Origin of the sequence: Burkholderia sp. JPY481, assembly GCF_038900515.1 — a bacterium.
GTDB classification, from domain to species: Bacteria; Pseudomonadota; Gammaproteobacteria; order Burkholderiales; family Burkholderiaceae; genus Paraburkholderia; species Paraburkholderia youngii.
Genome location: NZ_JAYMRT010000007.1, coordinates 338,800 through 364,453, shown reverse-complemented (window position 1 = coordinate 364,453; position 25,654 = coordinate 338,800). Strand labels below are relative to the sequence as shown.

The following is a 25,654-nucleotide window of genomic DNA, read 5'->3' as shown; positions in this document are numbered from 1 at the left end:
GTTCCGGATTTCCGTGGGCCGCGTTTCGCGCATCGCGCCTCATCGCGAAACACGAAAGTGAATGGGCCAATCCGGCGAAGTGGCAGGCGCTGGTCAGTGCCATCGAAGAGCGCACCGGACACAGGCCCGAGCATGAGGAGGAGAAGAAGCGCATCGCGAAGCTGGTGTGGTGGGACGAGGTGGCGGCGGGCGTCCCTGGCTTCCCCGGATCGGATGTGTATCACATCAATCCGATCGGGCTGGTGGGGAATTTTGCGCGGAGAGAGGCGCATCCATTCATTACCATTCAGGGTCAACGAATCGAACTGCAGTTTTTGTGGAAATACAGTGGTCAGTCGCTTAATGAAAGAGACTACGCAGAGGCGGCTACAGAACTGGGCTGTCACTCGCACGCAATAAAGGCTGTTGCAAAAACGGAATCCGGTTCGTCAGGCGCCTACTTCAAGCCAGGCCAAGATTTGGCTTCAGGGGATGATCTGGTGCCAGCCATTCTCTTTGAGCGACATCTATTTCATCGTGCTACCCATGGCAAATTCGATCAAAGCCATCCTCACATTTCCAATCCCACACAAGGGGGCTACGGAATCAAGGCAATTCAATATGAGAAATGATGGAAGCTTACGCACTTGACCAAACCGCGGCATTGCTCTCCGCATCCTGGGGACGATTTCAGATATTGGGGAGCAACTTCAAGGCCGCGGGCTTTCAAAGAGTGCAAGACTATGTTGCATCGGTAAGTCAGTCGGAATCTAATCAACTTAGGGCGTTTGTCTCATTTATAAAGGCGGATCCGATTTTAACGAAGGCCATTTGCAATGAGGATTGGCACGCGTTTGCAGTTCGATATAACGGGCCCGCCCAGCAGGGCTATGATGCGACGATCACGAGAAATTATCGGGAGTTAGGTGGAAAATGAGATTGATAAGATACTGGATTTGTATTGGGATTTTTTTTGCAAATGCAACTTGCGGGGATGCTTTTGCTGCCCGTTCGCTATGCGCTCCGGAAGAATCAGTGATTTTCTCCTGTGCAACTAGAGAATCAAAGAAGATCGCTTTGTGTGTGGATAATCGAACAAAGATAATGACATATCTGTTTGGAGGGGTTGGAAATATAGAGATGGCGTACTCCGCAAACGAGGCGAGCGAGAATGGCTTTACTTATAATCATTATTTTCGGGCGGATGTTGATTATGCGCGAATTTCTTTCGTGAAGGGGGGGTACGAGTATTCGGTGTTTAGGAGCTATGATGCAACTGAATCTCGGGTTCCACGTTATGGAGTTGCCGTTGCTCGTCGTGGAGGCGATGAAGTGCAGATTAAATGCCAATCTAAAGTGGTAGATCATCTCTCAAACGTTATTGATCATTTGAAGTGCGATGCGAGTAGCGCACTAGGGTGCTCTTGATTTTCAACTCAGCTGTCTAGCTCGCTGGGACCGTCGGTCGGCACTGGGAGGGATATTTTTGGATGACAGACGCGTATCACCATGACGGCCCAGTCTGGCTTACGGCGGAAAGGAAAATTCGGAGCTCAAGGTATGCCAGTATTCGATCTTGTCTTGAATAGGGTATGTTCTAAAGTGGCGGACTGAGGGTAGCCAATGAAAGCGATGCTGCTAATTCTTGGGCGGCCTGTGCAACCTGTTTTTGCATACGCTTCCCGGCCTCTTGCATTCGCGGAAATTCAAGACCTTGGGCCGGTCCCGCAAGTAATTCGCTCAACCATGAATCAGACATCTCCTTCAAACCTTATGGATCGCTGAATTGCAAAATGTAGAGAAAAAATTGCGCTGTCATAGGTTAGTCTCATATTTACATGGTTTGTCGCGACTAGTGAGGCCTGTAGATTGGGGGCGACACTTGGTCCCACATGGCTAGCGCCAAAACCGTCAAAAGGCGATCCTCACTCATGGCTTTCGACTGGTGACTCAGGGTGGCGATTGCGACGAAGTCACGCGGAGGTTTTATTGGCATTGCCTCGATTCCGGAATGGCCGAGGAGGCTATACGTAAGCGATATTCTTTTGACGAGAATAAAAATCCTCCCCTCACACCTTCAACAACCCCTTCTTTTCAATAAACTTCACCACCTCGTCGAGCCCTTCGAGCGCCTTCAGATTGCACATCACGAAGGGCCGCTCGCCGCGCATCTTCTTCGCATCCGACGCCATCACGTCGAGGTTCGCGCCCACCAGCGGCGCGAGATCGGTCTTGTTGACCACGAGCAGATCCGACTTCGTGATTCCGGGTCCGCCCTTGCGCGGGATCTTCTCGCCGCCCGCGACATCGATCACGTAGATCGTCAGGTCCGACAGCTCCGGACTGAAGGTTGCCGCGAGGTTGTCACCACCCGATTCGATGAACACGATGTCCGCGTCCGGAAAACGCGTGAGCATGCGGTCGACGGCCTCGAGGTTGATCGACGCGTCCTCGCGGATCGCCGTGTGCGGGCAGCCGCCCGTCTCGACGCCCATGATGCGTTCGGCCGGCAGCGCACCCGCGACCGTCAGCAGACGCTGATCCTCTTTCGTATAGATGTCGTTCGTGATCGCGACGAGGTCGTACTGGTCGCGCATCGCCTTGCACAGCATTTCGAGCAGCGTGGTCTTGCCCGAGCCGACCGGGCCGCCGACGCCCACGCGCAGCGGCGGCAGCTTCTTGGTGCGGGTCTGGGTCGAGGTATGGGGAGCCGGATGATGAGGTGCGTTCATGATGGATCGTGGGAATCGTGTTACGAGCGGAAGAGCCGCGAATACTGCGACTCGTGGCGCGCCGACAGAATGCCGAGCTGCGGCGCGAATGTGTTGAGATCGTCACGCGAAATGGCGAGCGCGCGCGGGACGGCCGCATCGAGCGGTTCGCGCAGCGCGACGATGATGCGCTGCCCCGCGAGCTGGCCGAGCGGCACCGCCTTCAACGCGGCGGCGGCCTGGTTCTCGACCCAGCTGAACGCATAGGCGGCGAGCGCGGCATCGGTGGACGCATCATGCGCGTAGGCGGCGAATGCGAACGCGCTCGGCTGCGCGAGCGGCGTCAGCGACGCGAGCGTTTCGCGCCTCGCTGCATCGCCCCATTCGAGCGACACGCACAACTGCCGCAGCGACCAGCCCATCTGCTCGGTTTCGCGGCGCAGTTCGGCGGACTCGCGGCTCGCTAGAAATTCGGCGTTGGCGTCGGCGAGTTCGATCGCGTCGTGCGTGCGCCAGCGTTCGATCTGCTGCGCGAGGAATGGCAACTCGCCGCGCGCGAGCACGTCGGTCAGCCCGCGTTCGATCCACGTGCGCGCGGAGTCGGCGTCGGTGATGAGTTGCGCTTCGATCGCCGCTTCGAGACCCTGCGAATAGCTGAACGCGCCGATCGGCAGCGCCGGCGACGCGAGATGCAGCAGCGCGGTCAGTTCAGCGATGCGCATGGTGATGCGAGTGATGCCCATGTCCGCACGATTCGTCGTGCACGTGGTCATGATCGTGGTCCTGCGAGTGCGAGTGCGAAGAGCCTTCACGCGCATGCTCATGCCCATGATGCTCACCAAACACCTGCTGTGCGATCGCATAGTCCTCGGCGAAAGTCTCATCGTGCCCGTGCTTGTGCCCACCGCCATATGCGCCGGCCTCAGGCTGAAACGGCAGCGACACCCGCTCGAGCGTCGCGCCGATGCGCTCGAGCATGTCGGCGAGCACCGGATCGTATTCGAGCTTCAGATAATCGGCGCCCACTTCGACCGGCGTATGACGATTGCCGAGGTGATACGCGGCGCGCGTCAACGTTAACGCGTCCGAAGCGCGTACCACAAGCACGGCTTCGTCAGCCGCAACGACACGCACGAGCCCGCCATCATCGGCGACGAGCATGTCGCCATCGCGCAGCACGGTGCCGCGCGGCAACAGCAATGCAATTTCCTCGCCGTTATCGAGCGTCGCGGCAAGACGGCTCTTGCGACGTTCATCGAACGCGAGCGTCAACGTCGGCGCTCGCTTGACGAGTACGGGCGCGATCTTCAGATGCGGCGCGAGAAGTTTGTTCAGTGTACGCATGATCAGAACAGGAAATAGCGTTGCGCCATCGGCAGCACGGTGGCCGGATCGCAGCTCAGCAACTGGCCGTCGGCGATCACCTGGTAGGTTTCCGGATCGACGCTGATGTTCGGGCGCCACGCGTTGTGAATCATGTCGGCCTTCGTCACGTTGCGGCAGTTCTTGACCGCGACGATGCGCTTTTCCAAACCATAGCGTTCGGCGACGTTCGCATCGGCGGCGAGTTGCGACACGAAAGTCAGCGACGTGCGACCGAGCGCGCCACCGCGCGTCGCGAACATCTCGCGATAATGCACGGGCTGCGGCGTCGGAATCGATGCATTCGGGTCGCCCATCTGCGCCATCGCGATCATGCCGCCCTTCAGGATCAGCGACGGCTTGATGCCGAAAAACGCCGGCTCCCAGAACACCAGATCGGCCCACTTGCCCGGCTCGATCGAGCCGACCTCGTGCGCGATGCCGTGCGTGATCGCCGGATTGATCGTGTACTTCGCGACGTAGCGTTTCGCGCGGAAATTGTCGTGACGCGCGTTGTCCTCGGGCAGCGCGCCGCGTTGCACCTTCATCTTGTGCGCGGTCTGCCACGTGCGGATGATCACTTCGCCGACCCGGCCCATCGCCTGCGAATCGGAAGACAGCATCGACAGCGCGCCGAGATCGTGCAGGATGTCCTCGGCCGCGATCGTCTCGCGGCGAATCCGCGATTCGGCGAATGCGATGTCTTCGGCAATCGACGGATCGAGGTGATGGCACACCATCAGCATGTCGAGATGCTCGTCGAGCGTGTTGACCGTATAGGGCCGCGTCGGATTCGTCGACGACGGCAGCACGTTCGTTTCGCCGCACACCTTGATGATGTCCGGTGCATGTCCACCGCCCGCGCCTTCGGTGTGATACGTGTGGATCGTGCGGCCCTTGAACGCGGCCACCGTCGTTTCGACGAAGCCCGCTTCGTTCAGCGTATCGGTGTGGATCGCGACCTGCGTGTCGGTATCGTCGGCGACGGAAAGACAGTTGTCGATCGCCGCGGGCGTCGTGCCCCAGTCCTCGTGCAGCTTCAGGCCGATCGCGCCCGCGGCGATCTGCTCGGTCAGCGGTGCCGGCTGGCTCACGTTGCCCTTGCCGAGAAAGCCGAGGTTCATCGGATAGCCGTCGGCCGCTTGCAGCATGCGCTCGAGATGCCACGGCCCTGGCGTGCAGGTCGTCGCATTGGTGCCGGTCGCGGGGCCGGTGCCGCCGCCGAGCATCGTCGTCACGCCGCTCGCGAGCGCTTCCTCGATCTGCTGCGGGCTGATGAAGTGGATGTGCGTATCGATGCCGCCCGCGGTCACGATCAGCCCTTCGCCGGCGATCACTTCGGTGGCCGCGCCAATCGCGATCGTCACGTTCGGCTGGATGTCCGGATTGCCGGCCTTGCCGATCGCCGCGATGCGGCCGTCCTTGATGCCGATGTCGGCCTTCACGATGCCCCAGTGATCGAGGATCACCGCGTTCGTCACGACGGTATCGACGACATCGGCATGCACGCGCTGCGACTGGCCCATGCCGTCGCGGATCACCTTGCCGCCGCCGAACTTGACCTCTTCGCCGTAGGTCGTAAAGTCGCGCTCGATCTCGATCAGCAGTTCGGTGTCGGCGAGGCGCACGCGGTCGCCGGTGGTGGGGCCGAACATCTCCGCGTACGCGCGGCGGCCAATGCGTAGTGTCATGGTGTGGGTCCGGAGTGAGCTACAAGCGAGCTACAAGCAACGCAAGGCGGAGCAGGGCGGTCGAAACGCGAGGGCGCGGGCAGCGCATCACAGCTTGCCCATCACCTTGCCGTTGAAGCCGTACACGACGCGCTCGCCCGCCAGCGCGACGAGTTCTACCGTGCGCTCCTGGCCGGGCTCGAAGCGCACCGCGGTGCCCGCCGCGATATTCAGGCGAAAGCCGCGCGCCGCTTCGCGATCGAACGACAGCGCGTCATTCACTTCGTAGAAGTGGTAATGCGAGCCGATCTGCACGGGACGGTCGCCGGTATTCGACACGACCACCGTGACCGTCGCGCGGCCCGCGTTCAGTTCGTGCTCGCCGTCGTCGATGAGGAGTTCGCCGGGAATCATGGGGCCTGCCTTGACGAAGAGGAGTTCAGGGAATCGGATGATGGACGGTGACGAGCTTGGTGCCGTCGGGAAACGTCGCTTCGACCTGGATGTCGGGGATCATTTCGGGCACCCCCTCCATCACGTCGGCGCGCGTGAGCAGCGTGGTGCCGTAGTGCATCACCTCGGCGACGCTCTTGCCGTCGCGCGCGGCTTCCATCAGCGCGGCGGTGATGAAGGCGACCGCCTCCGGATAGTTCAGCTTTAGGCCGCGCGCGCGGCGCCGTTCGGCGAGCAGCGCGGCGGTGAAGATCAGCAGCTTGTCCTTCTCGCGAGGTGTCAGCTTCATCGGGGTGTGGGTCTCGGCGTTGAGGTGTCGTGGCGGCGTGCTCGTCGCGCCATCAGCCGGTCAAGGTATCAAGCCCGGCTAACGGCGCGCTTACAAACGCGCTTGCACGATTACAGGTCGGCGGGCAGTGGAGCGCCGAACCACTTCTTCGACATCGCACCGAGCGTACCGTCGTGTTTGGCCTGCGCGATTGCGGCATCGACCTTCTGTTGCAGGCGCGGCTCGTTCTTGTTCATGCCGACGAAGCAGGGCGAGTTCTTGATCACGAACTTCGGTTCCGGACGGCGCGACGGGTTCTTCGCGAGGATCGCGGCCGCGACGATGTTGCCGGCCGCGATCAGCTGCACCTGGCCGGACAGGAACGCGGCGATCGTCGCGTTGTTGTCCTCGAAGCGTTTGATCGTCGCGTTCGGCGCCATCTGTGTGAGACCGATTTCCTCGAGCGCGCCGCGCGTTGCGCCGACCGTCTTGCCTGTCAGATCGGCGGGAGCGCTCACCTTGATATCGGCGGGACCGAACACGCCCTGGTAATACGGCGCGTACGCGCTCGAGAAGTCGATCACCTTCTCGCGCTCAGGCGTTTTGCCGAGCGACGAGATCACCAGATCGACCTTGCCCGTTTGCAGATACGGAATGCGATTCGCGCTGTTGACCGGCACCAGTTCGAGCTTCACGTTCATCGCTTTGGCGAGCAGCGCGGCGGTGTCGATGTCGTAGCCCTGCGGCTTCATGTCGGGACCGACCGAGCCGAACGGCGGATAGTCCTCGGGCACGGCGACCTTCAGCACGCCGGCCTTGGCGATGTTGTCGAGCGTGTCGGCGTGCGCGGCGCCCGCGTGAAACGCGAGGTCGGCGAAGATGGGTAGGGCGAGTAGCGCGGCCAGCAAGGCGCGGCGCGCGGAGCGGGACAGAGTGCGGGTCATTGGCGTGAGCGTGGTGGTGTCGTTGGAGTCGGGTCGTGGCTGGCTTCTTCGTGTCCGGCCGCGAAGTGGCGAATCCAATGCAAGCTGTGTGCCATCGTGCATCGCCCCGATTGGGCGGCATGCTGCGCCGGTTCGCGCACATGCTTGGGGCGTGCGCGTGCGCCGCCTTGGTGCGTGAGGAGGGCATTGAAGACGAAAGCGGGAAGCCGCGCGCTCAGGTCGACCAGATCCGCAACGGCACCGCCGCGACACCATGCACAACCGGCCGCAATTGCAGCCAGCAGCGCGTGAGCGCGTGCTGCAGCGTTTCCATCGAGCGTGACACCGCGCGCACGAGCAGTACGCCGTTGGTCACGCACGAGGCTGCCGCTCGCAACGTGTCGTCGAACGGCAGTTGCGCGGTGAGCGACTCGGCGAGCGCGTCGTCGCAAGCAGCGCCTACGGCCCACAGCGTGCCGTAGGCCGGAAAGCCCGCGAGGCCCTGCGGCGCGTCGCGCAGCGGATCGTCGGCGCTAAGCGTCGCGCGTTCGAACCACAGCGGCTCGCCATTCGCGCCGACGATACGCGACACCGCGCGCAAGCTACCCGCCGACCAGCGTTCGCCGGCCGCCTGGCGTCCGAGCTGCGTTGCATCCCAGCCGATCGCGCTCGCGCCGGCGCCGAGCGTCAGCGAAAAATCGAGTTGCGCGTTCGCGTGATCGAACACGATGTTGTTCTGCGGCAGCCAGTCGAGCTTCGCCTGTTCGCCGACCTGCAGCGCAATGCGCTGCCGCGCCGCGCGGCCGTTCGACTTGTACCACTTGGTTGCGCCCGGCGTCGTCAGCACCGCATGCGTGTGCGCGCCGAGGGTGATGTCGATGTCGAGCTGATCGCCACCCGCGACGCCGCCGGGCGGATGCACGATCACCGCGTGACAGATCGCCGGGCCTTCCGGATAGAGTGGCCGTTGCACGCGCAGCGGCCCATCGTGCAGCCGGTGCGCAAGCGTCGTGCGAGCGTCGCCGCCGACGAAGCCGAGTTCGAGTCGCGCGCGCCACGGTGAGTGAGCGGTGGCGAGCGTGGCGTGGTTTTCGTGGAGCGACATGCGGATGAAAGGGGGAACCGGCGTGCGGCGAGGATAGCACGCGGGTCGCGGCGCGAGAGCCGCGCGCTAGCGACTACGACGCAGTGTCTTCAGGCGAGGCCTCGGTCACCGACAGCACCTTGATGCCCTCCCACTGCGGATGCAGCAGCCGGAGCAACGCGACGATAGCGCGCGGGGTGTTTTCCTGGACGGTCAACGAGTCGCTGCCTGTCTCGATTGCTTTCTTGCCATGTCGGCAGTACTGATACTCGACGTTAACCGTCACGGACATGCTTTTCTCCCTTCTCTTCTCTAACGATGTTGTGTTGCTAACCCGGGTTTTACAGCGGCAGCGTCTAGCGCACGCGGCTCGGCGCGGCGTGATCGTCCACGCCGCGTTCCGCGCGATTGATGAATCCGCAGTCGAGCAGGAGCTGACAGAAAGCTTCCGGCGAACACGACGGACCGGTCGTCTCAGCCATTCTCGCGAGGACGTCCTGGAACGACGCGAGCACGTGCCAGCTGTCGTAGTACGCGTGCAGCTGGGGCGCGAGTTCGTTGCCGAGCTTCTCCCAGCGCACCGACAGCATGCCGACCGTACCGCCGCTGTCCACCTCGAATAAACCAAAGGTGACCGCCGACACCACGTTCATCACCCGGCAATAGGAGGCTGGGTTTCTGTAAAACTCGCGTCTGACCTGCTTGTTGTCGTCCATGGTGTCCACCTGTCGAACCGTTGCGGCGCTGCCTAGCCTGTGTAACGGTTGCGCGGCGGATAACTTGAGCGGTGAGCTTCAGTCGCGTTAGACGGGGCCGACGGCGCGGGCCGCAAGCTTTCTAACTGCTGTCGCAGATTGAAAAAACGCTTACACGGCAATCAACCCCCGCACTCCATCGGCATCCATGTTCGCCCCTTCGCCGCCCGCGATGATTTCGCCGCGACTCATCACCCAGTAACGATCGGCGATCGCTTTGGCGAAGTCGTAGTACTGCTCGACGAGCAGCACCGTCATGCCCATGTCCTCGACGAGCTGCCGCAGCGTGCGGCCGATGTCCTGAATGATCGACGGCTGGATGCCCTCGGTCGGCTCGTCGAGGATCAGCAGTTGCGGCTCGCTCATCAGCGCGCGGCCGATCGCGAGCTGTTGCTGCTGACCGCCGGACAGATCGCCGCCGCGGCGGTTGCGCATGTCCTTCAGCACCGGGAACAGCTCGTAGATGCGCTCGGGGATTTTCTTCGGCGCCTTTCTGCTGGCGGCGCCCACCAGCAGGTTTTCCTCGACGGTCAAGCGCGGAAAAATATCGCGGCCCTGCGGCACGTAGGCGAGCCCCTGGGCGACGCGCGCATGCGTGGGCAGTTTCATCAGCGGTTCGCCGCGCCACGCGATCGCGCCGCTTTTCGCGGGCACGACGCCCATCAGGCAACGCAGCAGCGTGGTCTTGCCGACGCCATTGCGCCCGAGCAGCACCGTGAGCTTGCCGTCGGGCACCGTGAGTTTCACGTCGCGCAGAATATGGCTGCCGCCGTAGTACTGGTTCAGTCGGTCTACTTCGAGCATGTTTCAGTCATCCTGTCGGGTTGACGATGCGGTACCGCCTTGAGCTTCGATCAGCGGCCGAGATAAGACTCGATCACGGTCTCATCGCGCTTCACTTCGTCGAGCGTGCCGTGCGCGAGCACGCGTCCTTCGGCCATGACCGTCACCTTGCCCGTATCGCCCGCGAGCGCCGCGACGAACTCCATGTCGTGCTCGACGACCATCATCGAGCAGGTGCCGCGCAGGTGGTTGAGCAATTCGGCGAGTTGCATCGTCTCGTCGTCGGTCATGCCGGCCGCGGGTTCGTCGAGCAGCAGCAGCGCAGGGCGTTGCATGAGCAGCATGCCGATTTCGAGGCGCTGCTTCTGGCCGTGCGATAGCTCTCCGGCGAGCCTGCGCGCTTCGCTTTCCAGTCCGATCAGCGCGAGCGTTTGCTCGATGCGCGCCTGCGCGTCTCGATCGAGCCGTGCGCGCAGCGACGCCCACCAGCCTTTGTCGGTTTTCATCGCGAGTTCGAGGTTTTCCCACACCGGATGCTGCTCGAACACGGTCGGCTTCTGGAACTTGCGGCCGATGCCGGCGCGCGCGATCGCCGGTTCGTTCATCCGCGTCAGATCGATCGACTGGCCGAGAAACACCTTGCCTTGATCGGGCGCGGTCTTGCCCGTGATCACGTCCATCATCGTCGTCTTGCCCGCGCCATTCGGGCCGATGATGCAGCGCAGTTCGCCCGCGTCGATCGCGAGCGACAACGCGTTGAGTGCGCGAAAGCCGTCGAAGCTGACCGTCACGTCTTCGAGGTACAGGATCGTGCCATGCGATACGTCGATCTCGCCGGGCACGACCGTGTGCCCCATGCTCGCGACGCCGCTCAGCGAGCGTTCCGCCGGTGCTTCGGGCAAATCCAGATCGGGAACCATCGGGTTTTCGTTCATCAGCGGTTCCTCAGCGGTTTCTTTTGCGCGTCAGCAGATCGGCGAGACCCATGATGCCGTTCGGCAGCAGCAGCGGCACCAGCACGAAGATCAGGCCGAGAAAGAACAGCCAGTATTCGGGGAAGTTCGCCGTGAAGAAGCTCTTTGCGCCGTTGACCGCGAACGCGCCGATGATCGGCCCGATCAGCGTGCCGCGTCCGCCGACCGCGACCCAGATCGCCATTTCGATCGAGTTGCCCGGCGACATCTCGCCCGGATTGATGATGCCGACCTGCGGCACGTACAACGCGCCCGCGATGCCGCAAAGCACCGCCGACACGGTCCACACGAACAGCTTGTACGCGAGCGGGCTGTAGCCGAGAAACATCAGCCGCGTTTCGCCGTCGCGCACCGCGGTCACCACGCGGCCGAGCTTCGACGTGACGATCGCGCGCGCGCCGAGGAACGCGGCGATCAGCACCGCGAAGGTGATCAGCAGCAACGCGGCGCGTGTGCCCTGATGCGTGATCGGAAAACCGCCGATGCGCTTGAAGTCGGTAAAGCCGTTATTGCCGCCAAAGCCCGTTTCGTTGCGATAGAACAGCAGCATCGCGGCGAAGGTCATCGCCTGCGTGATGATCGACAGATACACGCCCTTCACGCGCGAACGGAACGTGAAGAAGCCGAATACCCACGCGACCACGGCCGGCACCAGCACGACCAGCAGCAGCGCATAGCCGAGATGCTGCGTGCCTTGCCAGTACCACGGCAACTGGTGCCAGTCGAGAAACACCATGAAGTCGGGCAGATCGCTGCCGTACTTGCCGTCGTGACCGATCGCGCGCATCAGGTACATACCGATCGCATAGCCGCCGAGCGCGAAGAACAACGCGTGGCCCAGACTCAGGATGCCGCAGTAGCCCCACACCAGATCGAGCGCGAGCGCGGCGATCGCATAGCACATGAACTTGCCGGTCAGCGTCATCGCATACGCGGACAGATGCAAGGCGCTCGTCTGCGGAATCACCAGCGCGGCGAACGGCACGCCGAGGCCGAACGCGATGATCAACGCGATCAGCGCGAGCCACGCGCGACGCGACAGCAACGCGGGCCGCGGTGGCAGACCGAGCGCAAAGCCGGTGTTGAACTCGCGCGCGGCGCCTGCACCCGCGCGCGACGACGCGGCGGAAGAAGGGTTCGACGACGAAGTAGCCGATGTCATCTCATGCCTCCGCGCTACGGCCCTTCAAGGCGAACATGCCCTGCGGACGCTTCTGGATGAACAGCACGATCAGCACGAGCACCGCGATCTTCGCGAGCACCGCGCCCCAGAACGGTTCGATCGCCTTGCTGACGAGCCCGAGGCCGAAGCCGCCGAGCACGGTGCCCGCAAGCTGGCCGACACCGCCGAGCACGACCGCCATGAACGAATCGATGATGTAGCTCTGGCCTAGATCGGGCCCGACATTGCCGATCTGCGACAGCGCGCAGCCGCCGAGCCCCGCGATGCCCGCGCCGAATGCGAACGCATACGAATCGACACGCGCGGTTTTCACGCCGACGCACGCGGCCATGCGGCGGTTCTGCGTGACCGCGCGCACGAACAGACCCAGGCGCGTGCGCGTGAGCACGGCCCACGCGATCGCGACGACGATCAGCGAGAACGCGAGAATCGCGAGCCGGTTGTACGGCAGGATCAGGTTCGGCAGCACGGTCACGCCGCCGCTCATCCACGACGGATTGACGACCTGGACGTTCTGCGCGCCGAACAGCATGCGGGTCGCCTGAATCAGGATCAGGCTCACGCCGAAGGTGGTCAGCAGCGTTTCGAGCGGGCGGCCATACAGGTGCTTCAGCACGAGCCGCTCGAGCACGATGCCGGCCAGCGCGGCCGCGACGAAGGAGGCCGGTATCGCGACGAGCGGATACCAGTCGAACGCGTTGGGTGCAAAGCGCTGAACGAGGTTTTGCACGACGTAGGTCGCGTACGCGCCGATCATCAGGAATTCGCCGTGCGCCATGTTGATCACGCCGATCAGGCCATACGTGATTGCGAGGCCGAGCGCGGCGAGCAGCAGCACGCTGCCGAGCGACAGCCCCGCGAACAGCGTGCCCGCGATCTGGCTGCGGCGCTGGATCGCATCGAGCTCATCGATGCCGCTTTGCGCGGCCGCGCGCACGCGTTCGTCGGTTTCGGCAAATGTGCCGTCGGCTTTCTTCGCGACTAGCGGGCGCAGCAACTCGTTCATATCGAGATCGTGACGCGCGGCGACCAGTTGCACTGCTTCGAGACGCTTCGAAGGGTCCGGGTCGTGCAATGCGCTCATCGCCCACAGCGTGTCGAGACGCTTCTTCAGCGCGGGATCGGTTTCTTTCGCGCGCGCCGCGTCGACGAGCGGTTTGATCGATGGATCGGGGTTTTTTAGCAGCGCATCGATGGCGGCTGCGCGTGTCGCCTGGTCGGGCGACGCGAGTTGCAGACCCGACAGCGCGCCCGCCACTTTCGAGCGCAGCAGGTTGTTCAGCGTGACGGGTTGCGCGTCGCTCGCTGCGACCGGCTGGCCGGTGACGGCATCGCGGGTGGCGTCGCCGTCCTGCAGCAGTACCGCGCCTGAGTCGGTGGCGAGCGCGCTGTCGTCGGCGAGGGCCTTCAGCACCGCGCGCGATGCGGTGTCATGCGTGGCGATCAGTTTGTCGATCGCGGCGGACTTTGCCTCGAAGTCGTCGCCGGCGAGCGGCGCGACGTCGGCCTGGGTCAGCGCGAATGCGGCGCCCGGCGCGGCGGCGAGAAGAACCGCGAGCGGCAGCAGGAGCGCCGCGCCGCGTCGTCGTACGGAAGTCGGAAATGAAAACGCCATGATGGCCTTTTGCACTGGGTTGAATCGGTGAGCCGCTCAGCGCGCGAGGGTGCCGCTGCCGCTTCAGCGGGACGCCGCCGCGCGAGCGCCGCGCGTGCCGGTACGCAGGCCGCACGTCGCGGCAGGCGGCTGTTGCGGCGCGGCACGGGCGGTTCGCCGCGTGCCGCGACGCGGCTCACGCCGGCACGTCACGCAACGCGCGAGCGCCGCAGGAACGCCGGAATCGAGCTGACCACATCCGGCTTGCCCGCATTGCCGGCGATGAACGGGCTCCACGGTTGCGCGCGGATTGGCCCCTTGGTGCGCCACACGACGTTGAACTGGCCATCTGCGCGTACCTCGCCGATCATCACCGGCTTGTGCAGATGGTGGTTGCCGTCCATCTCCAGCGTGAAGCCCGACGGTGCCGCGAAGGTCTGCCCGACCATCGCGACGCGCACCTTGTCGACCTCAGTGCTCTTTGCTTTCTCGACCGCCTGCTTCCACATATGGATGCCGACGAAGGTCGCCTCCATCGGGTCGTTGGTCACGCGCTTCGTGCCGCCCGGCAGGTTGTTGTCCTTGACCCACGTGGCCCATTGTTTCTTGAACTTCTCGTTGGACGGATTGCGCACCGACATGAAGTAGTTCCATGCCGCGAGATTGCCGACGAGCGGCTTCGTATCGATGCCACGCAGTTCCTCTTCGCCGACCGAGAACGCGACGACCGGCACATCCGACGCCTTCAGCCCCTGGTTGCCGAGTTCCTTGTAGAACGGCACGTTCGAATCGCCGTTCACGGTCGAGATCACCGCGGTCTTGCCGCCTTGCGAGAAGCTCTTGATGTTGGCGACGATGGTCTGATAGTCGCTGTGACCGAACGGCGTATAGACCTCCTGGATGTCGGTTTCCTGCACGCCCTTCGATTTGAGGAACGCGCGCAGGATCTTGTTGGTCGTGCGCGGATACACATAGTCGGTGCCGAGCAGGAAGAAGCGCTTCGCGCCGCCGCCTTCGGCGCTCATCAGGTATTCGGTCGCGGGAATCGCCTGCTGGTTAGGAGCTGCGCCCGTATAGAACACGTTGCGCGACATTTCTTCGCCTTCGTACTGCACCGGATAGAACAGCAGGCCGTTCAGTTCCTCGAACACCGGCAGCACCGACTTGCGCGACACCGAGGTCCAGCAGCCGAACACGACCGCGCATTTGTCCTGCGTCAGAAGCTGGCGCGCCTTCTCGGCGAACAGCGGCCAGTTCGACGCCGGGTCGACGACCACCGGCTGGATTTGACGGCCCATCACACCGCCGTTCTTGTTGATGTCGGCGATCGTCATCAACGCGGTGTCTTTCAGCGACGTCTCGGAGATCGCCATCGTGCCGGACAGCGAATGCAGGATGCCCACCTTGATCGGACCGCTATCGGACTGCGCGTGCGCGAACGGCACGCGGCCCGCGAGCGCGAGCGCGCCGGACATGGAGCCGAACTTCAACAGACTGCGACGTTTCATGTGCTTTCCCCTTGTCATTGATGGTCACTGTTTATGAGCGTCGATTTCAGCCAGCAGGCTGAGCTCGCACGGCTTGCCGCTCGTCTACTGCAAGGCACATGCCATGTGATGCATTCGACGCGATGCGTGTGCGATGCCTGTGGTGGCGCGGTTATCGGAGCGGAGGTGGCGAGTCGGTCCATCGATGGCGCGGCGCGAAACTGGTGCAGTCGCGCGCGCCGCGCCTCGTTCGGGTGCGCGTCGCGCCGCGACGAAGCGTGCTTCGACGCCAGTGAAGCGTCGCTGGCGCAGGTGGGGCATCGGCGGTGCATGGGCGCCTTGGGGACGCCGCGCTTTTGTGCATGGCGTGGGCGCTGCCCACACCGGAACACCAGTGATACTGACTGCCGATCAGGGAGACCGGACATGATCGAACGCGCCGTCGCCAGCCCGCCCGATAAGTCCGCTTTCTGAATGCCCTTCACCGCGAACCGTCAGTTAGAGAGCACGCCGCGGCTGCTCGCGAGCGCGAAAGCGATGTACTACACCACGCAATGAGCTTAGTCTGGTCCTACCATTAAACACGACAAAACTTGCCGTTCGGGTAGCGGGGAATTATTCCAGTCTGGCAAATCCCTTTTTTGAAATCCTTCCGGGGACTGGTAACCACTCACATTCCAGTTGTGCCCACTTGCGTGCTCAACTTCCACAATCCTGAATCGACACTGGCGACTTGGATTTTTCAAGTGAAAGACAATGCGTCTTTGCTCATCGCTGAAATTCTTTTCCGTGATTTCGTAGCGTGTCGGCTTACAGACGCTATATGTTGAATTCCATTCAATTGTGTTGGCTCGCACATAGAGCGCACCGGAACACGCACGACCTGTTCCCTCGAAATTCCCTTTAAAACCGACTTCGGCGCCAATCGCTATGCTTGATATGCTGTAGAGAATGATGCACATCGCCGTAATCTTCACTGAGCACAAAATGCAGACTCCCCCTTGTGGATCAGGCTCAGCGCATAATCCAGCTTCTTGGCATAGAGTGAATCGCCAGAGTTATAGTGTTTCGCGATGCTTGATGTCGTAATGATTTTCCAGCTAACAATGACTTTCCTTAGCGAAGCTTTCTGATATTTCAGTACTTGACCCGCTCTCAATAAATGAGAGGAGGGATTCAGTTTCTGTATCACTTCAATAGTGCTTCCATTTGTCTTGGTAATCTTGGCGATGCTATCCCCTGCCAGTGCCCTGACTTCGTAGATTGTGGCGTCTGCGTCTGGGACGTTTTTGATCGCATAGTTCGCCGTTCGCATCAGCAAGTAGCCAATACCAGCGGCGATATTGTGAGGGGGATTCGTTATCGCATTACCAAGGGTGAGTCGATTTTTCCACGTTGGGGGAATAATCAAATCACCTCCTTCATTGCCAGCTGATAGCGCTCGCAGTCCTGGATCGCCGGGATTGCCTATTTGAATCGGATTCGATTCCCATTTTTTGCTTTCCGCACCGGTCTCCACCCAAATCATCGCCTTGATGAGCCGCCAATCCAATGGCCTGTACCCGGCAGTCCCCGACAGATGACGGTTGTACTGGTTCACGGTCATCTGGATTGCGCAATCGTAGAGGTCCCATTTGGCATTGCCCACAGCGCTGCTGATGCCCTCTTGCCATTTTTCATAGCCAGTCTTCGGTGGTGCTTGAACAGCCATACGACTCCTGCCTAGGGTTGAACTCAACATAGCGCCGGAATCCGAAGCAATAGTGTCCAATAAACGACTCAAATACGGACAGGGACTTCGGTATGTCGAAGATCTATGCAAAGTCGCTTCTCGGATCGGCAGCGATCAGATAATCACCTCGCGACAGGTTGTATGTACATGGGCGATGGCCCAAATTTCCTCGACTTTCCTAAGTGCACACCAGTCGTGGCACGGCCAGGAGTTCCTCGACGGACCGTTAGTCCTTGCTCATCCGATGGGCTGAATAACGCGTCAGCAAAAACAAAGACCCCGCAAGCCAAAACCATGGCTTGCGGGGTCTTTGCACCCATCCTGGCGCAGCACAAAAGAAAAACGGCGCAAGGACCATCAGCCCTTGCGCCGCATCATCGCACTACCTTCGCGCAAACCTCAATAAGTCGGAACCGACGGATCGACCTGACGCGACCACGCGTCGATCCCACCCTGCAGATTGAACACATTGGTGTGTCCGCGCGATTCGAGGAACATCGCGACTTGCGCACTGCGCGCGCCGTGATGGCAAATGCAGACGATCTGCGCATCGTCATCGAGTTCTTCGCTGCGCGCGGGAATCTCGCGCATCGGAATCGACACGACGCCGGCCATTGACGCGGTTTGCAGTTCCCACGGCTCGCGCACGTCGAGCAGCACGGGTGCGGGACGCGAGGTATCGGCGAGCCATTCGGCGAGTGCGGGAGCGGTCAGGTTTTGCATCAGCGGGACATCCAGTTCGTGGGACGGTGGGCTTGCTCGCCGCCCGTCCGGATCAACAATACAACTCGAAACGCAGCGAAAACCGCCGCTTAGAACCTGAACCGCGCCGGCTGCACTGCATTGGCGAGCGGCTCGACATAGGTTTCGAACACGTCGGAGATGCGGTATTGCTTCTCGTCGATGCGCGTAATGATCTGCGCCTTCATCACCGGCGCGCTGCCGACGAATGCCGCGAGACGGCCGCCGACTTTCAGCTGTTCGAGGATTTCCTGCGGCAGCACCGGCAGACCGCCCGACACGCAGATCACGTCGTACGGCGCCGCGCCGCTCCAGCCGCGCGAAGCGTCGCCGGTCGCGACTTCGACGTTCAGCACGCCGTTGGCGATCAGGTTGCTCTTCGCGAGCTCGGCCAGTTCCGGCTCGATGTCGACGGTCAACACGTGTTGCGCGCGATGCGCGAGCAGCGCCGCCATGTAGCCCGAACCCGCGCCGATTTCGAGCACGCTTTCGTGCTTCTTCACCGCCAGCTCCTGCAGCACGCGCGCCTCGACGCGCGGCGCCAGCATGTGCTGGCCGGCCGGCAGCGGCACTTCGAAGTCGGCGAAAGCGAGATCACGGTAAGCGGCGGGGACGAATTTCTCACGTTTGACGATCGACAGCAGATTCAGCACGTCCTGGTCGAGCACTTCCCAGGGGCGGATCTGCTGTTCGATCATGTTGAAACGCGCTTGCTCGATGTTCATGGTGGATTCGGCGGTTTTGGTTTGGCGAGCGGGCGACGATTGCCGCTGACTTTTTTCCTGACCCGGCCCCGGCGGATTGCCGGCGGCGGAGGCCTCCGAAAGGCGTTCGCTTTGCAAGCCGCGTCAGGGGAACTGCGGGATTGTACCAAATGGCGGACTCGCGCCGGACGCTCGCGGGCAAGTGCCGGCCGGGCCGCCCCCGTGTTAATCCCTAGCGATCCGAGCTTGCGATTCGCATCGCGATAGCTACAAAATGTAATCGATTACATTTCGCTGCGAGGTCGTGTGTCCCGAACGCCGTCCCGATCGTCGCCGGCCACGCTGTCCGGCGCGAGCAGTCAACCGCTACGTCCGCCGCAGAGGCGCTCGCCGCGTACGGAGGACGGGTCGTCGATCGCCGGCGTGGCCGAGCAGGCGGGCGTGTCGGTGGCGACGGTGTCGCGCGTGCTGAACGGCCACGGCAATGTGCGGCCCGCCACGCGCGACAAGGTGCTCGCCGCGATCGACGCGAGCGGCTACCGCGTCAACGAACTCGCACGCAATCTGCGCACGGCCGTAAGCCGCCTGCTGCTGACGATGGTGCCGGACTTCGGCAATCCGTTTTACGCGGAGATCGTGCGCGGCATCGACAGCGTCGCGCGTCAGCACGGCTACTTCATGCTGCTATGCGACACCGGCGCGGACCCGGGCCGCGAGCGCAGCTACTTCGACATGCTGCGGCGTCGCCGCGCGGACGGCGCGATCTGCCTCGATCCGGCGACGATCCAGCAGGCGCTCGGCGAGGCGTCGCAGGCGCTGCCGTGGGTCGCGTGCTGCGAGTTCGATCCGGAGATGGGTGTGCCATACGTCGGCATCGACAACTACCGCGCGGCCGGCGACGCGGTGCGCCATCTGCTCGCGCGCGGCCACCGGCGTATCGGCCTGATCAACTCCGACGTCGACTATCTGTATGCGCGCCAGCGTCAGCAGGGCTACCTCGACGCGTTGAGCGACGCCGGCATCGCGCCCGATCCGCGCTGGCGCATGAATCTGAACAGCCTCGATTACGAGGCGGGCGCGTCGGCCGCAGCCGGGTTGATGCAGCAGTCCGATGCGCCGAGCGCGATCTTCGCGGTGTCGGACACGCTCGCGATCGGCGTGATCCACGGCTTGCGCAGCGTCGGCAAGCGCGTGCCCGACGACGTCGCGGTGGCCGGCTTCGACGACATCTCACTCGCCGCGCAGATCGATCCGCCGCTCACGACGATCGCGCAGCCGATGCGCGAGCTCGGCGAGACCGCCGCGCGTCTGCTGCTGCAACGCCTCGCGAATCCGCAGGCCAACGTGCCGGGCGTGCTGCTGCCGCATCGTCTGGTGATTCGTGGGAGCGCGTGAACCATGAGCCTCGCGATCCGCTTCGACGACATCCGCAAGGACTTCGGTCCCGTGCGCGTACTGCACGGTGTGAGCTTCGAGCTCGCACCCGGCCGCATCTACGGTCTGCTCGGCGAGAACGGCGCGGGCAAATCGACGCTGATGAAAATTCTCGCCGGCTATGAAGCGGCAACCTCGGGCAGCGTGCTGGTCGATGGTCACGCGCAGCGCTTCGCCGGTTCGCGCGACGCCGAGGCACAGGGCATCGTGCTGATCCACCAGGAATTCAACCTCGCCGAGCATCTGACGATCGCGCAGAACATGTACCTCGGCCACGAGAAGCGCCGCGGCTGGTTCGTCGACGATGCCGCGATGCGCAGCGACGCCGCGCGCTATCTCGCGCAGGTCGGGCTCGAGCGCGCGCCGGACACCAAAGTGCGCGAGCTGATCGTCGCGGAAAAGCAGATGGTCGAGATCGCGAAGGCGCTGTCGCGCCGCGCGCGTCTGTTGATCATGGACGAGCCGACCGCGACGCTGACGCCGGCCGAAACCGAGCGGCTCTTTGCGCTGATGCTGAAGCTGAAGGCCGATGGCGTGACGATCGTCTACATCTCGCACAAGCTCGATGAAGTGGAGCGCATCACCGACGAAGTGATCGTGATGCGCGACGGCCGCTTCGTCGCGCGCGGTGAAACCGCGGGGCTCGCGCGTCAGCAGATGGCGAACCTGATGGTCGGGCGCGATGTGTCCGACATGTTCCCCGACAAGCAGACGGTGCCTGCCGACACGCCGGTCGCGTTGCGCGTGAGCGGCCTGACGGTGCCCGACTGGGTCGAGGATCTGAGCTTCGACGTGCGCGCGGGCGAAGTGCTCGGCTTCGCGGGCCTCGTCGGTGCGGGCCGCACCGAGGCGTTCGAGGCGATCATCGGCTTGCGCAAACGCACCGGCGGCACGATCGAAATCGCCGGCCGGGCAGTCGATCTGAAGAACCCGCGCGACGCGATGCGCCACGGTCTCACGTATCTGAGCGAGGACCGCAAAGGCAAAGGCCTGCACGTCAACATGAGCCTGCAGGACAACGTCACGCTGATGACGCTCGAACGCTACGCGCATCCGCTGCTCGACCTGAAAGCGGGGCGCGCGGCGTTGCAGAAGGCCGTCGGTGAATTCGGCATTCGTACCGGCGACCTGTCGAGCCGCGCGCGCATGCTGTCGGGCGGCAACCAGCAGAAGCTCGCGCTCGCGAAGTTCCTGCAGCCCGACCCGAACGTGATCGTGCTCGACGAGCCGACACGCGGCGTCGACGTCGGCGCGAAACGCGACATTTACTTCCTGATTCATCGTCTCGCCGCGCAGGGCCGCGCGGTGATCGTCATTTCATCCGAACTGATCGAGCTGATCGGCTTGTGCCATCGTGTCGCGGTAATGCGCGCGGGACACCTGCAAGCGACGCTGACGCTCGAGCATCTGACCGAAGAGGAGTTGATCGCTCATGCGACCGGCACCCACTGAAGCCGTGCAATCACGGCGCGCGCTGCGCGTCGCGCAGCGGCTCTACACGCTCGGGCCGCTCGCCGGGCTGATCGTGCTGTGCATCGTCGGCACGCTGCTCAATCGCGACTTCGCGACGCTCGACAACCTGATGAACGTGCTCACGCGCACGTCGTTCATCGGCATCATCGCGGTCGGCATGACCTTCGTGATCATCTCGGGCGGCATCGATCTGTCGGTCGGGTCGATGGCCGCGTTGATCGCCGGCATCATGATCTGGCTGATGAACGGGCTCGCGGCCGGTGCTACCGGTCATGCGTTGCCGCCGTTGCTGATCGTGACGATCGGCATCGTCGCGGCACTCGTGCTCGGCGCGCTGTTCGGCTGCGCGCATGGGCTGCTGATCACCAAAGGGCGCATCGAGCCGTTCATCGTCACGCTCGGCACGCTGGGGATTTTTCGCGCGGTGCTGACATGGCTCGCCGATGGCGGCGCGCTGACGCTCAATGATTCACTCTCCAATCTGTATGGTCCCGTCTATTACGCGAGCCTGTTCGGTGTGCCGGTGCCGATCTGGGTATTTCTCGTGGTCGCGGCGGGCGGCGCGCTGATCCTGAATCGCACCGCGTTCGGCCGGCACGTGCAGGCGATCGGTTCGAACGAACAGGTCGCGCGTTATGCGGCAATTCGCGTCGATACGGTCAAGATCGTCACGTACGTGCTGCTCGGGATCTGCGTGGGCGTGGCCACCGTGCTCTACGTGCCGCGCCTCGGCTCCGCCACGCCGACCACGGGCCTGTTGTGGGAGCTCGAAGCGATTGCATCGGTGGTGGTCGGCGGCACGGCGCTCAAGGGCGGCGAGGGACGCGTGATCGGCACCGTGATCGGCGCGATCCTGCTGTCGGTGATCGCGAACATCCTGAACCTGACCAGCATCATCAGTGTGTATCTGAACGCGGCGGTGCAGGGCGTCGTGATTATTTTCGTCGCGTTCGTGCAGCGTGGGCGGCGGTAGGCGGGCGTTTCAAGCAGGTGTAGCAAGGCAGGCGCGGTAAAACCAACGGCAGGTCCGATAAATCGGGGCGAACGAACGCCTCTTGATTGGAGACACACACCATGAAGCAAGTCATTCGAGCGATCGGCGCCGGCGTGCTGGCGTTGGGGATGCTGGGCACGAGCGGCGCGGCGCGCGCCGACGACAAGGTCACGCTGGGCGTCGCGATTCCGACGGCCGATCACGGCTTCACCGGCGGCATCGTCTGGTGGGCGAACAAGGCGAAGGAGGATCTCGAGAAAGCGCATCCCGATCTGAAAGTGATCGTGAAAACGGCGGCCAACGCGCCCGAGCAGGCGAACCAGTTGCAGGATCTGGTGACCGTCAACAAGATCAATGCGCTCGTGATCTTCCCGTACGAATCGGCGACGCTGACGCAGCCGGTCGAACAGGTGAAGCGCAAAGGCGTGTACGTGACGGTGGTCGATCGCGGTCTGACGAACACGAGTGCGCAGGATGCGTACGTCGCCGGCGACAACACCGCGTTCGGCAAGATTCCGGCCGAGTACCTGGCGAAGGCGCTCGACGGCAAAGGCAACGTCGTCGCGCTGCGCGGCATTCCGACCACGCTCGACAACGAGCGCTGGACCGCCTTCACCGGCGTGATGAAAAACTATCCGGACATCAAGATTCTCGACGCGAAGTACGCGAACTGGAATCGCGACGACGCGTTCAAGGTGATGCAGGACTACCTGACGCGCTTCAAGCACATCGACGCCGTGTGGGCCGCCGACGACGACATGGCGGTCGGCGTGCTGAAGGCGATCGATCAGGCCAAGCGCAACGACATCAAGATCGTGTTCGGCGGCGCGGGCTCGAAGGGCATGGTGAAGAACGTGATGGACGGCGCGCCGATGATCAAGGCCGACGTGTCGTACTCGCCGAAATTCATCTATGACGCGATCAAGCTGACCGCCGAAGCGCGGCTGAAGGGCGACAAGCTGCCCGCCACGACGATCATCCCGTCGGTGTTGATCACGAAGGAAAACGCGCAGCAGTTCTATTTCCCCGACTCGCCGTTCTGAGCGGCGCTCCACGCATCGTCTAACGCGCGCGGGTGCGGCCCGCGCGCAACGTTCGAGGAACCGTAAAGATGAAAACCATCAAAGGGCCGGCGATTTTTCTCGCGCAGTTCATGGGCGACGACGCGCCGTTCGACAATCTCGCGCATCTCGCCGAATGGGCCGCGGGCCTCGGCTTCAAGGGCATCCAGGTGCCGTGCGACCCGCGTCTGATCGATCTCGAGAAAGCCGCCGTGAGCGACGCATATTGCGACGAATTGCGCGAGACCGTCGACAACGCGGGCGTCGCGATCACCGAACTATCGACGCATCTGCAAGGGCAACTGGTTGCCGTGCATCCGGCGTACGACACGCTGTTCGACGGCTTCGCCGCACCGCACGTGCGCGGCAAGCCGGCGGCGCGCACCGAGTGGGCGATCGCACAGATGAAGTTCGCGGCGCAGGCGTCGCGCCGTTTGGGGCTGAGCACGCACGTGTCGTTTTCGGGCGCACTAGCGTGGCCGTATATCTACCCGTGGCCGCAGCGGCCGGCCGGCCTCGTCGAAACCGCGTTCGACGAACTGGCGCGCCGCTGGACGCCGATTCTCGATGCGTTCGACGCGGCAGGCGTCGACGTCTGCTACGAACTGCATCCGGGCGAAGACCTGCACGACGGCGTTACGTTCGAGCGCTTTCTCGCGGCAGTCAAACAGCATCCGCGCGCGAACATCTTGTACGACCCCAGCCATTTCGTGCTGCAGCAGCTCGACTATCTCGCGTTCATCGATATCTATCACGAGCGCATCAAGGCGTTTCATGTGAAGGACGCGGAGTTCCGTCCGACCGGCAAGCAGGGCGTGTACGGCGGGTATAGCGGCTGGGTCGAACGCGCGGGGCGCTTTCGTTCGCTCGGCGACGGGCAGATCGACTTCGGCGCGATCTTCTCGAAGATGGCGCAGTTCGATTTTCCGGGCTGGGCCGTGCTCGAATGGGAATGTGCGTTGAAGCATCCGCACGACGGCGCGCGCGAAGGCGCGGAGTTCATTCGCCGGCACATCATCCGCGTGGCCGAGCATGCATTCGATGACTTCGCGGGCAGCGGTGTCGATACCGCGCAGTTGAAGAGCGTGCTGGGCATCTGACATGGGAGCGCAAACGATGCAGAGAAGAAGGCTCAGGCTGGGCATGGTCGGCGGCGGGCAGGGCGCGTTCATCGGCGCCGTGCATCGGATCGCCGCGCGGCTAGACGATCGTTTCGAACTGGTGGCGGGCGCGTTATCGTCCGATCCCGAGCGTGCGCGGGCGAGCGCCGCCGAAGCGGGCATCGCGCGCAGCTACGCGGACTGGCGCGAGATGGCGCGCGCCGAGGCCGCGCGCGACGACGGCATCGACGCGGTCGCGATCGTCACGCCGAATCATCTGCACGCGCCGGTCGCGACGGCGTTTCTCGAAGCGGGCATCCACGTGATCTGCGACAAGCCGCTCGCGGTTTCGTTCGCCGAAGGCGAAGCGCTCACGAAGCTCGCGCAGTCCACCAAGCGGCTCTTTGCGCTGACCCATACCTATTCGGGCTACCCGCTGGTGCGGCATGCGCGCGAGCTGGTCGAAGGTGGCGAGCTGGGCGAGATACGCGTCGTGCAGGTCGAATATGCGCAGGACTGGCTCGCCGAGCCGCTCGAAACGGGCGGCGCGAACAAGCAGGCGGGCTGGCGTACCGATCCGGCGTTGGCGGGGCCGGCCGGGTGCCTTGGCGATATTGGCACGCACGCGTATCAGCTGGCCGCCTTCGTGACGGGGATGATGCCGCGCGCGCTGTCGGCCGAGCTGCACACGTTCGTGCCGGGGCGTCGTATCGACGATCACGTGCAGGCGATGCTGCGTTATGCGAACGGCGCGCGCGGCATGTTGTGGGCGAGCCAGGTGGCGAGCGGCGCGGAGAACGCGCTGCGCTTGCGGGTGTATGGCACCAAGGCGGGCCTTGCGTTCGATCAGGAGGAGCCGAACGCGTTGTGGTTCACGCCGCTGGGCGGCGCTGCCGAACGATTGACCCGCGCCCGTGTGAAAAGTCCGATTGCCGCGCATGCGACGCGCGTGCCGGCCGGGCATCCGGAAGGCTATCTGGAAGCGTTCGCGCAGTTGTACAAAGATGCGGCGTTGCAGATCGATGCACTGAACGAAGGTCGTGCACCGCCGGCGGAAAGCCTGCTGTTGACGACGGTCGATGATGGCGTCGACGGATTGCGGTTTATCGACGCGGTGCTGAGAAGCAGTGCGGCGGATGGACGGTGGGTGGAGATCGAAGGGGCGTAAAGCGTTGCAGCGAAGCGCCAG

Annotated in this window: 27 protein-coding genes; 8 read left to right on the top strand and 19 right to left on the bottom strand. The window is 63.2% G+C overall.

Annotated elements, in window-relative coordinates:
• A partial coding sequence (locus VSR82_RS19840; RefSeq protein ID WP_498858001.1) for an N-acetylmuramidase domain-containing protein occupies window positions 1-611 on the top strand: 611 nt, incomplete at its 5' end.
• Window positions 611-916, top strand: coding sequence for an N-acetylmuramidase domain-containing protein (locus VSR82_RS19835; protein WP_498858000.1), 306 nt, complete (start codon window positions 611-613; stop codon window positions 914-916). The genes VSR82_RS19840 and VSR82_RS19835, both read left to right, overlap by 1 nt.
• Before the next feature lie 1,132 nt (window positions 917-2,048).
• Here the strand turns inward: VSR82_RS19835 and ureG are convergent.
• The 19 genes from ureG to VSR82_RS19740 form a co-directional block, all read right to left on the bottom strand.
• The gene (ureG, locus tag VSR82_RS19830; protein WP_429460683.1) at window positions 2,049-2,711 is read right to left on the bottom strand and encodes an urease accessory protein UreG; all 663 of its coding nucleotides are present in this window, start codon (window positions 2,709-2,711) and stop codon (window positions 2,049-2,051) included.
• 20 nt (window positions 2,712-2,731) lie between these two features.
• Window positions 2,732-3,412 (bottom strand): urease accessory protein UreF, encoded by a 681-nt coding sequence (locus VSR82_RS19825; RefSeq protein ID WP_429461936.1) that lies wholly within the window; start codon window positions 3,410-3,412, stop codon window positions 2,732-2,734.
• Complete coding sequence (ureE, locus tag VSR82_RS19820; protein ID WP_429460681.1) at window positions 3,399-4,034, bottom strand: urease accessory protein UreE; 636 nt, start codon at window positions 4,032-4,034, stop codon at window positions 3,399-3,401. Before ureE ends, VSR82_RS19825 begins: the two co-directional genes overlap by 14 nt.
• A gap of 2 nt (window positions 4,035-4,036) precedes the next feature.
• Window positions 4,037-5,743, bottom strand: coding sequence for an urease subunit alpha (gene ureC, locus VSR82_RS19815; RefSeq protein ID WP_429460679.1), 1,707 nt, complete (start codon window positions 5,741-5,743; stop codon window positions 4,037-4,039).
• An 87-nt stretch (window positions 5,744-5,830) separates the two neighbouring features.
• Window positions 5,831-6,136 (bottom strand): urease subunit beta, encoded by a 306-nt coding sequence (locus VSR82_RS19810; protein ID WP_013088655.1) that lies wholly within the window; start codon window positions 6,134-6,136, stop codon window positions 5,831-5,833.
• A 25-nt stretch (window positions 6,137-6,161) separates the two neighbouring features.
• On the bottom strand, window positions 6,162-6,464 hold the full coding sequence (ureA, locus tag VSR82_RS19805) for an urease subunit gamma (protein WP_008923043.1): 303 nt from the start codon (window positions 6,462-6,464) through the stop codon (window positions 6,162-6,164).
• Between the two features lie 110 nt (window positions 6,465-6,574).
• Window positions 6,575-7,387: a transporter substrate-binding domain-containing protein gene (locus VSR82_RS19800; protein WP_368585910.1), complete on the bottom strand. Its 813-nt coding sequence runs from the start codon at window positions 7,385-7,387 to the stop codon at window positions 6,575-6,577.
• Between the two features lie 214 nt (window positions 7,388-7,601).
• Complete coding sequence (locus VSR82_RS19795; protein WP_368585911.1) at window positions 7,602-8,471, bottom strand: urease accessory protein UreD; 870 nt, start codon at window positions 8,469-8,471, stop codon at window positions 7,602-7,604.
• A 73-nt stretch (window positions 8,472-8,544) separates the two neighbouring features.
• Entirely contained in the window at window positions 8,545-8,742 is a 198-nt protein-coding gene (locus VSR82_RS19790; RefSeq protein ID WP_368585912.1) for a hypothetical protein, read from the bottom strand.
• 64 nt (window positions 8,743-8,806) lie between these two features.
• Window positions 8,807-9,166, bottom strand: a complete 360-nt coding sequence (locus VSR82_RS19785) for a hypothetical protein (protein ID WP_368585913.1) — start codon at window positions 9,164-9,166, stop codon at window positions 8,807-8,809.
• Between the two features lie 150 nt (window positions 9,167-9,316).
• Entirely contained in the window at window positions 9,317-10,009 is a 693-nt protein-coding gene (gene urtE, locus VSR82_RS19780) for an urea ABC transporter ATP-binding subunit UrtE (RefSeq protein WP_368585914.1), read from the bottom strand.
• 50 nt (window positions 10,010-10,059) lie between these two features.
• A complete protein-coding gene (gene urtD, locus VSR82_RS19775) occupies window positions 10,060-10,923 on the bottom strand; it encodes an urea ABC transporter ATP-binding protein UrtD (RefSeq protein WP_368585915.1) in 864 nt (287 codons plus the stop codon).
• A 10-nt stretch (window positions 10,924-10,933) separates the two neighbouring features.
• Window positions 10,934-12,124, bottom strand: coding sequence for an urea ABC transporter permease subunit UrtC (gene urtC, locus VSR82_RS19770; RefSeq protein ID WP_429460673.1), 1,191 nt, complete (start codon window positions 12,122-12,124; stop codon window positions 10,934-10,936).
• Window position 12,125: 1 nt separating this feature from the next.
• The gene (urtB, locus tag VSR82_RS19765) at window positions 12,126-13,760 is read right to left on the bottom strand and encodes an urea ABC transporter permease subunit UrtB (RefSeq protein WP_429460671.1); all 1,635 of its coding nucleotides are present in this window, start codon (window positions 13,758-13,760) and stop codon (window positions 12,126-12,128) included.
• 188 nt (window positions 13,761-13,948) lie between these two features.
• A complete protein-coding gene (gene urtA / locus VSR82_RS19760) occupies window positions 13,949-15,247 on the bottom strand; it encodes an urea ABC transporter substrate-binding protein (protein WP_368586640.1) in 1,299 nt (432 codons plus the stop codon).
• A gap of 539 nt (window positions 15,248-15,786) precedes the next feature.
• Window positions 15,787-16,188: a hypothetical protein gene (locus tag VSR82_RS19755; protein ID WP_368586641.1), complete on the bottom strand. Its 402-nt coding sequence runs from the start codon at window positions 16,186-16,188 to the stop codon at window positions 15,787-15,789.
• Window positions 16,189-16,199: 11 nt separating this feature from the next.
• Window positions 16,200-16,937: a LysM peptidoglycan-binding domain-containing protein gene (locus tag VSR82_RS19750; RefSeq protein ID WP_429460668.1), complete on the bottom strand. Its 738-nt coding sequence runs from the start codon at window positions 16,935-16,937 to the stop codon at window positions 16,200-16,202.
• A 420-nt stretch (window positions 16,938-17,357) separates the two neighbouring features.
• Complete coding sequence (locus tag VSR82_RS19745; RefSeq protein ID WP_018431735.1) at window positions 17,358-17,681, bottom strand: rhodanese-like domain-containing protein; 324 nt, start codon at window positions 17,679-17,681, stop codon at window positions 17,358-17,360.
• An 89-nt stretch (window positions 17,682-17,770) separates the two neighbouring features.
• Window positions 17,771-18,424, bottom strand: coding sequence for a protein-L-isoaspartate O-methyltransferase family protein (locus tag VSR82_RS19740; RefSeq protein ID WP_368586643.1), 654 nt, complete (start codon window positions 18,422-18,424; stop codon window positions 17,771-17,773).
• 285 nt (window positions 18,425-18,709) lie between these two features.
• Here VSR82_RS19740 and VSR82_RS19735 point away from each other — a divergent pair, with 285 nt between their 5' ends.
• The 6 genes from VSR82_RS19735 (at window position 18,710) to VSR82_RS19710 (ending at window position 25,633) form a co-directional block, all read left to right on the top strand.
• A complete protein-coding gene (locus VSR82_RS19735; protein WP_368586644.1) occupies window positions 18,710-19,798 on the top strand; it encodes a LacI family DNA-binding transcriptional regulator in 1,089 nt (362 codons plus the stop codon).
• A 3-nt stretch (window positions 19,799-19,801) separates the two neighbouring features.
• Window positions 19,802-21,289: a sugar ABC transporter ATP-binding protein gene (locus tag VSR82_RS19730; protein ID WP_429460665.1), complete on the top strand. Its 1,488-nt coding sequence runs from the start codon at window positions 19,802-19,804 to the stop codon at window positions 21,287-21,289.
• Window positions 21,270-22,283 (top strand): ABC transporter permease, encoded by a 1,014-nt coding sequence (locus tag VSR82_RS19725; protein WP_368586646.1) that lies wholly within the window; start codon window positions 21,270-21,272, stop codon window positions 22,281-22,283. Before VSR82_RS19730 ends, VSR82_RS19725 begins: the two co-directional genes overlap by 20 nt.
• 101 nt (window positions 22,284-22,384) lie before the next feature.
• A complete protein-coding gene (locus VSR82_RS19720) occupies window positions 22,385-23,347 on the top strand; it encodes a substrate-binding domain-containing protein (protein WP_368586647.1) in 963 nt (320 codons plus the stop codon).
• A gap of 68 nt (window positions 23,348-23,415) precedes the next feature.
• Window positions 23,416-24,465, top strand: a complete 1,050-nt coding sequence (locus VSR82_RS19715; RefSeq protein WP_410849659.1) for a sugar phosphate isomerase/epimerase family protein — start codon at window positions 23,416-23,418, stop codon at window positions 24,463-24,465.
• Window positions 24,466-24,481: 16 nt separating this feature from the next.
• Window positions 24,482-25,633, top strand: coding sequence for a Gfo/Idh/MocA family protein (locus VSR82_RS19710; protein WP_498857999.1), 1,152 nt, complete (start codon window positions 24,482-24,484; stop codon window positions 25,631-25,633).
• Window positions 25,634-25,654 lie beyond the last annotated feature (21 nt).